This is a genomic window from Pseudomonas turukhanskensis, assembly GCF_027922365.1.
GTDB lineage: Bacteria > Pseudomonadota > Gammaproteobacteria > Pseudomonadales > Pseudomonadaceae > Aquipseudomonas > Aquipseudomonas turukhanskensis.
In genome coordinates this window covers 115,833-128,967 of sequence record NZ_BSFN01000003.1, presented here as the reverse complement: position 1 = coordinate 128,967, position 13,135 = coordinate 115,833, and the positions used below count along the sequence as shown (strand labels likewise).

The following is a 13,135-nucleotide window of genomic DNA, read 5'->3' as shown; positions in this document are numbered from 1 at the left end:
GTATTGAGTCAGCGCCATGCTAAAACCTCTTCGAACCGTGCAGATCAGCAGCATGGTTTCCGTCTTCAATCCCAAACAGCCGCACGTCATCTTCCTTGATGATGTGGAGTCCTACGCACGCTATGCACTTGCCATGCTCATTGACGAGTTTGGCACCGAGGGTGCCCGGCGGGTGCTTTACGACGAATTCAAGAAATACCACCGTGATTGGAAAGGCATCGCGCACGAATCTCGGCCAGCCAAGATCGATCAGCCAGACCTGAGCCAAAGTACGCACGCATAGCGCGTCGGCATGTCTGAGCTTTATGGCTGACGTGAAGGGAGACAAGACATGTGTGGGCGATACGCGAAGGAACAGGACCTGAACAGATGGCGCGACGTGCTGGCTATCATGCAGCCGATCGAGGACAGAACGGATCCGGCGGCAGGCCCGCGCTACAACATCGCGCCTACTCAGAAGGCACCAATCTTTTACGACACCGGTGAAGGGCTGGCGGCCGAAGCCGTTCGCTGGGGATATGCGCCGCACTGGGCGAAAGGGAAGATGCCGCCGGCGATCAACGCCAGGGTAGAGACGGTGGCCACCGGCAAGTTCTTCCGGGCGATCTGGAAGCACCGCGCGTTGGCGTTGGCCGATGGCTGGTATGAATGGGTAAAGCAGCCAGACGACCCGAAGATAAAGCAGCCCTACTTCATCAAGGCCAGGGATGGCGCGCCCCTGTTCTTCGCCTCGCTCTGCCAGGTCACCCAGGGTCTGGAACAGGCCGAAGGCGACGGCTTCACCATCATCACCGCCGCGGCCGATTCCGGGTTGCTGGATATCCACGACCGTCGCCCCGTGGTGTTGCCCCCAGATCTGGCCGCTGAATGGCTCGACCCCGCCACAGACCCGGAGCGGGCTCTGGCTATCGCGAGCGGCCAAGGCCTGGGCGCCGACGCTTTCACCTGGTACCCAGTGCCAAAGGCTGTGGGCAGCCCACGCAATCAGGGCCCCGAACTGATCGAGAGAATTACCGACCCAGTTGTTGCTGTGCCTTCACCGCTTCAATAAGGCCTTGGTGGTTCCGTTGGCACTCCAGGTATTGGCCGGACAGCGCCACGTCGGCCAGCGTCAACTCGCCCGGGTCACCGGTACCATCCTCAGCCACCGGCACCGCCGCCAGATCCAGGCACGGCTGCAGCAGGCTCTGGTCTATCGGCACCGGATCGCGCGTTGTTGATGTTGCGCATCCAGCCAGCAGGCAGACGGCAGCCAGGGTCCATAGGCTCTTTGATAATTTCATGGCGGGTCTTCTGGTATATGGTGGTGTTGGTGACCTTGATGCCGGCCACGGCCTTGGCGGTTTGATCGGCCACGCTGGCGACGGCCTGGCGCACCAGGTCCTCACCCGCTTGCTTGGCCTCAAGCCGAATGGCGTCATCACTGCCCTCCTTCCAGCCGCGCACTTGCCAGCCCGTGCCAAGAGCCAACGCTCCCACCAGCACATAGGCCAGTGCTCGCAGGGCGACTTCATTCATGCCAGCACCCGCTTGGCCGTCTCCCACAGCGCCACTCGCTCGGCCTGGCCATTCAGCCCGCCGTTGATGCGGCGGGTGATCGTCTGGAACTGGCCGGCATCCGCCAGCTCGTTCAGCCCGTGGGTCTGCCAGAACCAGGCGGCCGACATAGCGGCATGCACCGGTTGCTCGAGCAGTTCCGGCTGGTCCTCCAGCGGCAGGCCCAAGGCCGCGCCGGCTTTTTGGTAGTTTGCCCGGCCAGTAACTTGAATCAGGCCCCGGCCCATGAACCGCTTACCGTCGCCGGGCTGGGTATTGCCCAGGTCTTGCCTGCCTTCGTATCGAGCCTGCGCAGGGGTGGGCCCCCAGATTTCGCGTAAGTAGCGCAACTGGCCAGATTCATGACCGACCTGTGCCAGGAACGCGGCGGCACGCACGGGCGAGTCGATCCGATAGCGAACCATGGCGGCATTGAGCGCATCGATGATCGCGTTAGGCGCTTTGCGGGCGCCGGGCAGGATCAACAACAACTGCTGCAGGGTGAGTTGCATACTTTTCTCCAGGCAAAATAAAGCCCGCGCGCAGCGGGCTTGGGTGGCGGGTGTGGCTTATGCCAGATAGGTAGCGATCGCGGCGTTGAGCTCCAGCTCTTGTGCGTCGGTGAGAGATGGGCCGATATGGAAGTGGCTCATCTGGTGCGTCCCGGTAACGTTCACCGCACGAAGCCCAGCCAGCGATGTTGCACCCAGCGCTGCAGAAACCTGCGTAGCCGTCTCGCGGGCCACCTGATCCTTGCGGATGGTGAAACCAGTTGATGCAGTGCGCGTCACGATGAAGTTGCCGACCGCCAGTGCGGTTGCCGACACCACTGAGCCAGAGCCGTTGTTATGTCGGAACGAACTTGGCGTTGTCGAGTAGACCGGCGCGCCTGACTCCAGCTGCCCGATGATGGGGCCACTGCCCAAAATGCTGATCCCGAAGCCATACGAGCCACTGTTCTGCGTGTAGCCAGCGATGGCGTTCAAGGTGCATTTCAAGTCGATGCCGATAGACGAACCCGTTCCCTTGAAGCCGCCGAGCGCAGTGAAAGCCGGCTCTTGTGCGCTCAAGGTGAAGGTAACGTCGCTGCGAACCCAATCCAAAAGCGCCGCCTGCTTATCGTGAGCGGCGAACATGCCGAACGCAGTGCGGTTCATCGTCTTGAGCACCTTCATCAAGGTGTCAATCTTGTTCGCCTGCGTCACGGTGGGCTGGGCGGTCATGCGCGCCAGCAAGGTTTGCGTCAGTGGGTCGTAACTGCTGCCGGCTGTCACTGCGGCGCTGTTGGCGCTATCTACCGAGGTCGAGCCCTTGGCGTTAGTGGCAGTAACCCGGAATTTCAACACCTTGCCGAGTTCTGCCGACGTGATGGTGTAGGCGGTCGCCGTTGCGCCGCTGATAGCTACCCCGTCAGCGTACCACTGATAGGCGAGGGTTGGGGTCGGGAAGCCCGCCCAGGTGCCGGGGGTGCCGTTGACTATCGCGCCAACCACAAACGCACCGCTCAAGGCTGGCGCCGCTGTATTTGCAGGCAGCACCAGTGCGGCATTCAAGCGAGCGAGCAGCGCAGCTTTCCCGGCGCTGTCGGGCGTGAAGGTGAACATTTCAACCGCTCGGCTGTAATCCTTGTCAACCTTGAGCGTTTCGACTTTAGCCACCTGCTGCTCCATAAAGCCGAGCGGCCATGCCCCGGTATAGACATATCGAGCGTAAACGTCTGCATATAGCGGGATGGTAACAGTCGCCCGCATGGCGTCCGAGTGATGCACGTCGTCCGACAGAAGCTCTCGATTGACCATTACCGCGTTGTACCAGTCGAGGCGCGCGATACCTAAGACCGGATCAACAGCCCACGGGGTTTTTTGCAACATGGTGGGGATGATGATGTTTACGTTGTACGGTGCCGAGCCGTTTTCCTGATTAGCCCCGCCGTTCACCGCTGGCGCGCCGGTATAGTTGCGATAGGAGATATTGCACGGCAATGCCAGGTGGCCGGCTGCGTTGATGGCATCCAAGGCCTGACCGAAGCTAGGCAACGTGGTGACACCCTGCACATATGGGCGACCACTGGTTACATCGTTACCGCCGATATCGAACAGGTAGTTATGGACCCACGGGATACGGGTTATCGAATCATCAACCAGTGCCTTGACGCGAGCGCCGCTCTGGCTGCTCTGCGCCCAGTTGAAAAATATCGGGTCAAAGTCGGGGAACGCCGCCCGCCAGGCCTGAATCATTTGCAGGCTGGGCATAGTCGATTCAAGCGATGCGCCGTGGTGCACCCAGGCGTCAGCCTTACCGATCGCTGGCCGCTGGTGCATTTTCAAATAGACGGTTGCCAGTGAGCCAGAGGCATTCGCCACGCTGAGGCGCACTTTGGACGCTGCGCCGGCTGGGATTTCGATCATTTGACCGCGCTTAACCGCCGTCGTGATGTCGCCGCCCTGGTAGCTGGAAATATTGAACGTCAGGTCTTGCCAGGTGGTGCCGCCATCAAACGACCGTTGCGCCGTCGGGGTGACTACCTGGTCGAATATGAAATAGAGCAGGGCGCCGGGGCTGGTTACGGCTTCGATATCCTGCGTAACCGTCCGAGTCGTGCCGGTGGCCACAGTGTAACTGGGGAATGAGAGAGCCGCCGCCGAGTTGACCAGCGAGGTCTGCAGGGTCGTATCACCCAAACTGTCGACAGCGGCGCTGATGGGCAGCCGCCAGTTTTTGGCCGGAGCATTCGACTCAATGGCCGGCACAACGTACCGGTAGGGATTCATCAGCATCACTTGTTCCCCAGGATGTACACCTTCAAGCCTTTGGCGGTGCCGTCGCCGATCTGGCTAATGTCGATGGTGATTTCTGCATCATCAGCGAGGGTGGTGTCGGTCATTTGCGCAGGCGCGAGCGCCGTCGTGGTGCTCTTTTCTGCGTTGTCGAACGTAGGCTTGGTGGAGAACAGCGAAACCCCGCCCTCTTTCACATCAATGGTGAGCAGCGCCCCACTGGTCTGAGGCACGGTAAGGCTTGCGCGCACCGACACGTTGGTCATGGCGAAAGGCATACGGAAGGTGACCTTGGCGGCGCCGGCGGTGAGCGCAGTTGTTTCGTCGCTGCACGCAATGGGGATGCAGGTTTGGGCGGATTTGAGCGCATTGATCTGCGCCTGAAGCTTGCCGAACATGACCTCAAAGGTATCGCCGGCCAGGATCGCGGCGTTGGTCAATGCCAGCGAGCCGAGGGTCACGGCACGCGCGAGGACCGCAGAAAAGTATTTGTTGTTGGCGCCCTCGGGCACATCGTCCGTGGTGCCCGGCGAAGCCGGAATGTGCATGTATGCCGTGCCGGTCCAGCGGTACTGCTTCGTAGGATTCGACGGGTTGTCGCCGCCGTTGATTGCCAAGTAAATCTTTCCTGACTCACCAGAAGCAGGAAACGCCGCAAGGTTGGCAAACTCCAGAACGTCATCGACAAAGGATGGCAGTTGCCCGGCAGGCACCTTGCCGCCGACCAACGATGCAACGCTTTGACCGACTTCCGCAGCGGGCAAGGCTGCATCCGCCTTGGCACCCTGGGCAGCAGTGGCGCGAGCATTCACATCGCTTAGGTGAGCCACCTGCAGCCGTTCCAGCTCTGCCACAATTTGAACATTTGCCATTTTTAATGCACTCCAGAGCTGACGACGAAGTTTTCGCCTGACATTACGAAGTCCTCACCAGAGAGGACGAAAACAGGGGACTCACCACCGCCCACAAGAGCGAAGATCTCGTCAATTTGCTGCTGCTGAGCGGCGATCAATGCAAGCAACTCGGCCGAGTCGCCGGAGCCAGCCGGGCCCTGGGTGCCGAAGGTGTAAACAAAGCCAGACGAGATAGCGGAAAGCTTCGGCGACGTGCCCGGGGGCACGACCTCGGCAGGGCCGGTGAACAGCGAAAGAACCTCGCCGTTCGGCATTAGCGCGTTGAGCAGCCAAGTACCCTTTCGCCAGGTGAGGGCAGAAGTTTCGGTGGCGGTCAGGTTGATATCGATCCAGCCAGCGGCGTGCACTTCCGGTGCGACTTCCAACACCTTGGCGCCCTTCTCGTCCAACACCTGCAGCACAGCGGTGGCGCCGGTCAGGTCCACGGGCGGGTGATAAATGAGCATGCCGCCGGCACCCTTCCGGCCGACTCCGGATATGGCGTTGATTTCCAACGTGTCTGCATCGATCACTGAGGCGAGCAACTGCGCCTGGTTGAACGCTCGGTTGAGTTCTGGCAGGCCCTGGACGTTCTGAATCCATACCGGCCAATCCTTCGGAAGCTCGTGGGCAACAGTGAGCAGCACGGGGGCAGTGGCAGATATCGCAGCGATTGGCCGGTATTCAAACGTGGACTGCATAACGCGAATGGATTCGCGAAGTGTCGCGCCCTGAACGATGGACAGGGGGATGCTGGCCGGCTGCATGGCTGGCTACTCCTAGGTATTTGGGAAGTTGAAAGCTAGGGGGTGACAGTCCAGCTGACCCCGCCGTTCTCGGATCCCGTGGCCTGACTGGCGTAGATCTCTCCGAACTGGTCAACGAGGCTGATTACTGCATCTGGCAGGCCGTAGAACGTGGCGTGAATGTCGTCGTGAGGCGGGAGATCAACACCTTCTGCCAGCATGAAACGGGCAGTTGTCTCACCATCAATGAGGTTTGCAGCCCCGTATTCGGTGCTTTCTTGAACGCCGAAGACGGGCACGAGATCGCCGGTATCGAGCACTTTCACAGCGTTGTACTCGAACGACAGCGTGATCTGGTTCACTGTCGAGCTTTCGAAGACGCCCGACGTCTTGTCGATTTGCATGCCGGAGAACACCGGCAGCGCGGGTGCTGGCTCAAGAGCGGTGACCCGCTCTTCCAGACTAGAAATCTGCTCGGCGTAAACGGCCAGCTTATCGAACACCTCCAGCAACACACCGGCAGTAACCGAACAGTAAGCAATGCTGCCCGCCGGCCACTCCTGATCCGTGGTGCCTTCCTGGGCGCGCTGCAGAGTGGCAGTGCCCCCAGCCAAGACAGCGAACACAATTTCCCACCTGGTGGGTGCGGTCGCTGAGTCAGTGAAGGTCAGCGTGTATTCGCCATCTGCCAAGCCGGTAACGCCGGACAACGTGCCGGCGCCGGCAGCCAGCGCAATCGGCCGACTCCAGTTGTTCACAAAGTTCATGGTGATCCTCGGTTATACCCAGCAAACGGGTTCTAAAGCGCGCACGGCCTGGCCGGTGACAGGGCACCAACTGCCATAAACAAAGACTGTTTGGTCGGACCCGCCAACGAAAACCGGCAGAGATAGGGCTCCAACTGGGGTGGCGACGGCGGCGGGGTAGCTAGTGGCCGGCGGGTCGGTGTAACGCTCGCAATTACCAAAAAGCGTGTTCGCGTGGCGATGAGGGAACAACCGCATGGTTCTGGCAGTGCCGGAAGTACTCCAGCGGTACGCAATACCGTTGCCACCCATATCGCGAGGTATCGCCCCGTCACTCATCGCGGTCGAGAAGCGCGCGGTGTAGTCACCACCAAGGGCTCCTACTCCGTCCACGACCCACACAATATTTCCCGACCCGCTACTTACGCCTCCGGGCGCGTAGCTAACCGACCAGGTGAACTCGATGTTTGACGCACCATTCGTGATGGTTCCCGTCTGAGAGCTGGTCTGCACTGCGCTGTAATCGTAGGTGCAAACTTCCTCACCATCGATTGCATAGATGATTCTAAGCGAGGTCGTGAAGCTTGTGCTGCTGTACCAACTCCCGGTGACAGGTGCGTTGAAGTCGAACTCAACAGGACCGGAGTGGATCGCCGGTGGCGAACTATAGGAGGTCTGTGCCTGCTCGCTGATGGTGAGTTCATGCAAGCCGGCGTCGTCGTAGAACATGCCTACCGTATACCCGGTGTATGAACGGGCCTCGATGCCAGAGACGGCCTCATGTTGGACAAGCAGGAAAGTGGTGAACCCCGAGAGCGGTGTCTGCGTTAAACGCTTCTTCGATTCTGCAGGGTGCTCTTGGACGTACCAGTTGTCCGGGATTCTGGTCAGCTCACTCGTGGTGGCCGAGCCCAGGGTTTCCGCACGGTTTTTCACCGTTGCAACGGAAATAACGCATTCTGCGCCCGGCCCACTCAGCTTAATTTCAACCCAGCCACAGGGCCTGCGTGGCCAATGGGCATACCTGTCACCGGAAAACCCCACAGCCAACTCAAAAACGGCGGCAGAACCGACCTTATTTGTATGGTACCGAGTGAGCAGGTAGGAACCGTTTGAGCCTTCTATGGCAGGGCTTCCCTGCCCCATGTTTGGTACCGAAACGCTGTACGTATGTTCCTCTGCTGAGCCACCCAATAAACCGAAGCGCTTCAGCTTTACCTCGGCTGTGCCCCCGCTCATATGGAGCGCAGAAAGCGTGGTGGTAACCCGCCAGCAGGCGCCGGCGGAATCAATGTAAATCCAACCACCAATGTTTTTACCGTGCAGCGAGTTCCACGCGAGAATCGCCTTGTTCCACCATTGCCGCCCTGCTGCCGCATCAGCTGCAGCCTCTTCGCTCGATCGCTCGATCTCAGGCGCCGCCGGATGCTGAATAAGGGCGTTTGAACCTGCCTCCCATAAACCACCGGCGTTTGGCGTCGGGTAGACCAGAAGATCGCCGGTCGGAAGCGTAAGCCGGTAGTCCTTCACCAGGCCATGCCAAGGGCAGCCCCAAGGCGGTACCCCTGGTGTGCTCATACGGTGCCCGCCGGGTCGGCAAACTCGAACACCACATCGGCGCCGTTGGCGTCGGCCATGTTCTGGGTTTTGATCGCAGGAAGGATGAAAAGGCCATCGCTACTGGTGAAGCCCGCGGCGTAATACACGCGGTCAGGCACAGTTTTACCGTCGACCACCTTGGTTTTTTCGGTGACCGGGCTGGCGATGCCACCACCGGTGCCAGACGCAGGGGCCTTATAGGTGCCGGTACCGCGCTTGGCAGCCGTAGGGCCAACAGGCGGCACAGCGCGCAAAGTCGCTTTGGTGGGTAGAGGACTAACCAGGCTGTTGATTTCATCGACAACCTCGGTTCCGCGCCGATCCGCCTCATTCTGACGGCCAATAGCCCGGCGCTCAGACTCGTTCGTGGTGCCAATTGCGCGCCGGTTTGCTTCGTTCGCGCGGCCGCTTGCGCGGCGTGCATCGCCCAAGGCCATATCAAAGCTCCAACTGATTATTCGGTATGCCGACGCGATATAGGCTTTCGGAGGTCAACGCCAACTCATCGCGCAACGCCGCGGGGATTTCCGGGGCGGTGGCTGTGATTCGGCGCGGGTACTCCTCTTGGCCCACGTCGTTGTCGATGTAGTCGTAGTTACCGGAGAAGCCGTCACGGTCTTCGTCATAAGGCGGGCTATCGCTTCGGCCGCCGATTTGCGAGGGCAAAACATCAGTTGCCTTCTCGCCCGGATCAACATGAGCAACGCCCAGGCGAGGCGGCGCCGTCAGGGCATCACTTGATCCACCGCCACGCATGATTGCGATGCTGATCGTGGTAATGGCCGTGCCGGCTTCGAAGTCCAGGTCGTGCACGATTCGACGGCACTTTCCTAGACCTTTGGTGCGCTGGTCGTCCAACTGCAGCGTAGAGGTGAGGTCGGTGCCGAGCGCCATCGGAGTCGGAACCTGCCAGCTCATTCCGTTATCGCGATTCGCGGCGATGATCTGCGTTCGGGCTGAGAGCATTTTCACCCGCAACGCCAAGTCCCTACGGGACTCATCGAGCACATCCGAGTAGCCAGAGACTCCCCCAGTGATGGGGTCCGATGTCCAGGCCTCAATACTGTCCGACTCGATCTCCAAGGAACCGCTATCACGCTTGATAATCTGCGTCGCTTCTACCTCACCCTCTGGGGTGGCGAACACCATGGTGTAGGTTTCCGTTACGGCCTGCGCCCACCGCCGCGCCCCGGTCCAACCGGCCCCGGTCAACAGGTCCGGGTACGTGTTGATCCAGGGTGAACCAGTACCGCAAGGGTCGGGTGCCGAGGGTGGGAGATACACAAACGTGCCGTTAATCATGGTCTGGCCGCCATCGGTAGCGGCATCCTCGATCATGTCCTTGGTGGGCAATTCGTGCGAGTCAACGCGCCAGGCGCAGAAGCTGCCAGCGGGCACCAACCAGGTGTAATGCTGATTGAGCTGCCAAAGGCGGCTGTACCGAAAGCTGAACTCCACCTCTACACGGTTGGTAACGTTGCTCAGTTGCGCGGCATCAAACTCAACCGTTTGATCCAGCGTGGTGCCGTACCCGAATACAATCTGCGGCGCACCCGCAAACCAGCTGGTAACGCGCAGGCTGCCATCGGCCGCGCAATCTAGCGATCCGGCTACGGTCGCCAGCCGCTCCTGAATGTAATCCCAGCGGCTCCGGCCATCCACGGGCTCGTAAAGGTCCGCTGACCATACGCCTCCCGCCAGGGTATCGATGGCCGCCAGAGGCATTCCCTCGACCCTCTGCTGTAGTTGATCCCCGCATTCACAACTAAGAATGCGCTCGCTCGCGCTCCAAGCGGGGCCGGTGATCACACCGGTGAACAGTCGCTCCGACTTCGTCATCCCGGCCTGATCGGTACAAGTGAAGTCGATGGTGACCGGTTTGTTGCGCCAATCAGTCGGCACAACCGACACCCCTTCCTCAATGAACAGATCAAAGTCGGCCAACCCCGCGGCGCCCTCTTCCCGATCAACTGACATACTGCCGACCAAGTGGGCTGCGACGTCAGTGCCGGACACGTTGAGGATTACGCCCCAGGCATACGAGATCCCGGCCACCACATACTCGGGCTCGCCCTCTGTATGCTCAATGCGGTTGCCGTTTAAGGTGACGCTGTTCAGCGTCGATCCGTTGAGCAGCATCAGGCTTCTTCCCAGGGAATGGACCAGCTGTGTGTGGTGGATTGAGACTTCGCCGGCCGCTTGGCGAACACCGAATACACAGGCATCCAGCAGGCCTGGTAAAGCTCGGCGTCGGCGCGATCCGCGACAGTGATCACGCCGTCAGCAAAGACACAGGCCGTTTTTATCCACTGTCCATCTATCAAAGCAAACGCCCATGGCGCCACATCGGGACGGGGCGTGGTCTTGGGCGTAAAAACACGGCCCTCGGCGACCACATTAGAAACCTGAGTGGTGCGCAGCTCCAAAGGTTGAGTGAAATCCAGTCCGTCCAGACCTGGTGGCATCAGTCCTTGACCGGCAATCGTGCCGGTCACCTTCTGATAACGATGCATGTTTACGCCACGGCCGTCGCTCATGCGCAGCAGCGTGGACGCATCGAGCACGTCATCATCCAACTCAGGCGCGCCGGCGTGCCAAACAAGCGGTACACCGCCGAGCGTGATCAGGATTGCCATTCAGGGGCTCCACAAACAAAAAGCCCGCACGTGGCGGGCAGGATTGGCTTAGTTGCGGCCGAGCTTTCGCTTGGCTGTACGCAGAGCGCTGGCAGTTTTCTTGGGAACATAGACCGTGTGGCTATCCCCGCCAATGTTGAGGTCCAACTGGCCAAGGTGCGGCAGATCGCTGTTAGCGGAATTCAGGGCATCACTGGCAGCACTACCACCCAGAACGTCACCACTGAGCAGCCCGGCCATATTGGTGGCAAGGTTGCGTGACGCATCGGCCGGCAATACCTGCTCACCCCCTCTAAAGCGCATTAACTCAGGGCCGTTCTCGCCAACCCAATGCAAACCAGGCGTGGCGCTGTCGGTGCCGCTGGCATAGCCGGGATAGGTGATCTGCGGTTGCTCAAGCCCTACGGCCGTCATTTCGGGTGTTGCCACGATCGGCGTAATAGTGGCGGTGATCGTAAGCGTATTGCCGAGGCGCTGAGCCAGCGCCTGGATATCGCTTTCAAGTTTGGCGATTTCTTCAGGCTTCAGGTTGATCGTGATCTTCGTATCTTTCACTGCATCGAGCTTGCGCTGGAAGGCTTCTAGCTCGCTCGTGGCATCAGCCATGCCTGTTTTTGCATTTTTAAGATCGATCGCTTGGGCCGCTTCATCGATCGCATTGAGGTCGTTAATGAAACCCTCGAACCCATACGTACTTTCGCCAGCGGCCTTTAGCTCCTTCAGCACCGCAAGCGCCTGGATCACGCTTTCTCGCGCGGCGTCCGCGTCTCCCGCGCTAACAGCGTTCCTCGCATTGACTTTAAGTGCTTCCGCTTCGCCATAGCTGGCGACACCGTCTTCACTCCTGTTGAGGTCCTGGCGTGCCTCCCTGAAGCGCTTCTCGCTTTCAAGCTGTTGAGACTGCACCTTTTCCAGCGCCGACTTTGCTTTGCGCTGGGCGTCCACGAGCCGATTTAAGGTGCCTTGGGAGTCCTTTACTACCTGATCCTGGACCCCCTTCAACTCTTTTGCCTTTATCTCGGCCAGCTCTACGGTAGCGCCCATGCCGGTGGCCACAGAATCGAAGCTTCTGCGGATGTTTTCTGAGACCTCGGCAGCCTGCTGACCGGCCTGCTCATACTCTCCGTTAAAAACCTTTCCAATCCGGTCTACGGCATCGCTGATGCCTTTGCTGGCATCTGCCGAATGCTGTTCTAGGATATCGAAAGCACCGGTCAAATTGCCCTTCCCGGCCGTGACCAGCGCCGCCAAAAGAGCCCCCAGGTAGGTGCCGGCCGCATCCATCACGGCGCCAAAAATAATCCCGGCCGCAGCGAGCCCCTTGAGAGCGCCGCCAAAGAATGTGGAAGACGTGGTGGCCAGGTTCGTATTTTTTGAAACATCGAGCATCAGGCCGGTGATGACGTTGAGAGACGGGAGCAAATCCGCCGCCATTTTCTGCCCTACACCTTCGGAAACTGAGCCCAGCACATCCAGCTGATCGTTGAAATTTCCAGCTGCCTTGTATGCCTCGTCCGAAAGAACTAAACCGAGGTCCTTGGCCTGGTTGATTAGCTCCTGAATACCGCTCCCGCCACGGTTGAGAAGAGGCAGGAGTTTCGCGCCAGACTTGCCGAAGAGCTCAACAGCCAATGCCGATTTTTCAGCCCCGTCAGGCAACTGGGCAAACTTGTCAGCGAGTTCCAACAACAGAACATCGGCGCTTTTGATATCCCCGTTAGCACCGCGAACCGAGACGCCTACCTTCGCAAACGCCGCTGCTTGAGCTTTCGATCCATTCGCCGCCTTGGCAGCGTTCTGGTTCAGCTTTCCCAGGGTAGCGGCCAGGGCTTCACCGTCCATGCTGGCGAACTTGGCGGCGTACTGCAGTCCCGCAAATTGGCTATTCAGGACGCCGGCGCGCTCGGCCAATTCGTCGGTTTTGTCCGCTGCGTCGATGGCGCTTTTGATGTAGACAGCAAACGCCCCGACGGACAGTGCCCCGGCCAACACAGCACCCGCCTCCTTCGCGCCAGCGCTGAGCTTGTTCAGCTGGCCGTCGGCCTCTTTGAAAGCCTTCGCAGCGTTGTTCTTGCCCTCGATGACAAGTTGGGTTGTTACCTTGCCGCCCGCCATTACGATAGCCCTCGGAGTAGCCGATCAAAGTCTCTCTTGTTGGCCTTGGCGGCGCGCGCGGTCACAAGCCGCATGCGGGCCTGGGAT

13 protein-coding genes are annotated in these 13,135 nt (G+C 59.8%); 2 read left to right on the top strand and 11 right to left on the bottom strand.

All coding sequences use genetic code 11. The annotated features are described in order from the left end of the window. Positions 1-16 precede the first annotated feature (16 nt). Both PKE98_RS07025 and PKE98_RS07020 read left to right on the top strand, forming a co-directional pair. Positions 17-283: a hypothetical protein gene (locus tag PKE98_RS07025; protein ID WP_271194561.1), complete on the top strand. Its 267-nt coding sequence runs from the start codon at positions 17-19 to the stop codon at positions 281-283. Between the two features lie 48 nt (positions 284-331). Continuing rightward, on the top strand, positions 332-1,051 hold the full coding sequence (locus PKE98_RS07020) for an SOS response-associated peptidase (RefSeq protein WP_271194560.1): 720 nt from the start codon (positions 332-334) through the stop codon (positions 1,049-1,051). A gap of 89 nt (positions 1,052-1,140) precedes the next feature. On the opposite strand, the gene PKE98_RS07015 is transcribed toward PKE98_RS07020, so the two are convergent. The 11 genes from PKE98_RS07015 to PKE98_RS06965 are packed head-to-tail and all read right to left on the bottom strand — an operon-like array spanning position 1,141 to position 13,048. Beyond that, on the bottom strand, positions 1,141-1,518 hold the full coding sequence (locus tag PKE98_RS07015) for a hypothetical protein (RefSeq protein ID WP_271194559.1): 378 nt from the start codon (positions 1,516-1,518) through the stop codon (positions 1,141-1,143). Then, positions 1,515-2,048 (bottom strand): glycoside hydrolase family 19 protein, encoded by a 534-nt coding sequence (locus PKE98_RS07010; protein ID WP_271194558.1) that lies wholly within the window; start codon positions 2,046-2,048, stop codon positions 1,515-1,517. Before PKE98_RS07010 ends, PKE98_RS07015 begins: the two co-directional genes overlap by 4 nt. Positions 2,049-2,105: 57 nt before the next feature. Next, a complete protein-coding gene (locus PKE98_RS07005) occupies positions 2,106-4,313 on the bottom strand; it encodes a hypothetical protein (RefSeq protein WP_271194557.1) in 2,208 nt (735 codons plus the stop codon). Next, a complete protein-coding gene (locus PKE98_RS07000; RefSeq protein WP_271194556.1) occupies positions 4,313-5,185 on the bottom strand; it encodes a hypothetical protein in 873 nt (290 codons plus the stop codon). The genes PKE98_RS07005 and PKE98_RS07000 overlap by 1 nt, the downstream gene beginning before the upstream one ends. Positions 5,186-5,187: 2 nt before the next feature. Beyond that, a complete protein-coding gene (locus PKE98_RS06995; protein WP_271194555.1) occupies positions 5,188-5,973 on the bottom strand; it encodes a hypothetical protein in 786 nt (261 codons plus the stop codon). 35 nt (positions 5,974-6,008) lie between these two features. Next, on the bottom strand, positions 6,009-6,719 hold the full coding sequence (locus tag PKE98_RS06990; protein ID WP_271194554.1) for a hypothetical protein: 711 nt from the start codon (positions 6,717-6,719) through the stop codon (positions 6,009-6,011). Between the two features lie 12 nt (positions 6,720-6,731). Further along, on the bottom strand, positions 6,732-8,228 hold the full coding sequence (locus PKE98_RS06985; protein WP_271194553.1) for a hypothetical protein: 1,497 nt from the start codon (positions 8,226-8,228) through the stop codon (positions 6,732-6,734). A gap of 44 nt (positions 8,229-8,272) precedes the next feature. Further along, positions 8,273-8,734: a hypothetical protein gene (locus PKE98_RS06980; protein WP_271194552.1), complete on the bottom strand. Its 462-nt coding sequence runs from the start codon at positions 8,732-8,734 to the stop codon at positions 8,273-8,275. Between the two features lies 1 nt (position 8,735). Then, positions 8,736-10,436, bottom strand: coding sequence for a hypothetical protein (locus tag PKE98_RS06975; RefSeq protein ID WP_271194551.1), 1,701 nt, complete (start codon positions 10,434-10,436; stop codon positions 8,736-8,738). After that, positions 10,436-10,933, bottom strand: a complete 498-nt coding sequence (locus tag PKE98_RS06970) for a hypothetical protein (protein ID WP_271194550.1) — start codon at positions 10,931-10,933, stop codon at positions 10,436-10,438. The genes PKE98_RS06975 and PKE98_RS06970 overlap by 1 nt, the downstream gene beginning before the upstream one ends. A 48-nt stretch (positions 10,934-10,981) precedes the next feature. Then, positions 10,982-13,048, bottom strand: coding sequence for a hypothetical protein (locus tag PKE98_RS06965; RefSeq protein WP_271194549.1), 2,067 nt, complete (start codon positions 13,046-13,048; stop codon positions 10,982-10,984). Positions 13,049-13,135 lie beyond the last annotated feature (87 nt).

Coding starts and splice junctions, on each gene's coding strand:
- PKE98_RS07025 (WP_271194561.1), top strand. CDS start 17: ATGCTAAAACCTCTTCGAACCGTGCAGATCAGCAGCATGGTTTCCGTC.
- PKE98_RS07020 (WP_271194560.1), top strand. CDS start 332: ATGTGTGGGCGATACGCGAAGGAACAGGACCTGAACAGATGGCGCGAC.
- PKE98_RS07015 (WP_271194559.1), bottom strand. CDS start 1,518: ATGAATGAAGTCGCCCTGCGAGCACTGGCCTATGTGCTGGTGGGAGCG.
- PKE98_RS07010 (WP_271194558.1), bottom strand. CDS start 2,048: ATGCAACTCACCCTGCAGCAGTTGTTGTTGATCCTGCCCGGCGCCCGC.
- PKE98_RS07005 (WP_271194557.1), bottom strand. CDS start 4,313: ATGCTGATGAATCCCTACCGGTACGTTGTGCCGGCCATTGAGTCGAAT.
- PKE98_RS07000 (WP_271194556.1), bottom strand. CDS start 5,185: ATGGCAAATGTTCAAATTGTGGCAGAGCTGGAACGGCTGCAGGTGGCT.
- PKE98_RS06995 (WP_271194555.1), bottom strand. CDS start 5,973: ATGCAGCCGGCCAGCATCCCCCTGTCCATCGTTCAGGGCGCGACACTT.
- PKE98_RS06990 (WP_271194554.1), bottom strand. CDS start 6,719: ATGAACTTTGTGAACAACTGGAGTCGGCCGATTGCGCTGGCTGCCGGC.
- PKE98_RS06980 (WP_271194552.1), bottom strand. CDS start 8,734: ATGGCCTTGGGCGATGCACGCCGCGCAAGCGGCCGCGCGAACGAAGCA.
- PKE98_RS06975 (WP_271194551.1), bottom strand. CDS start 10,436: ATGCTGCTCAACGGATCGACGCTGAACAGCGTCACCTTAAACGGCAAC.
- PKE98_RS06970 (WP_271194550.1), bottom strand. CDS start 10,933: ATGGCAATCCTGATCACGCTCGGCGGTGTACCGCTTGTTTGGCACGCC.
- PKE98_RS06965 (WP_271194549.1), bottom strand. CDS start 13,048: ATGGCGGGCGGCAAGGTAACAACCCAACTTGTCATCGAGGGCAAGAAC.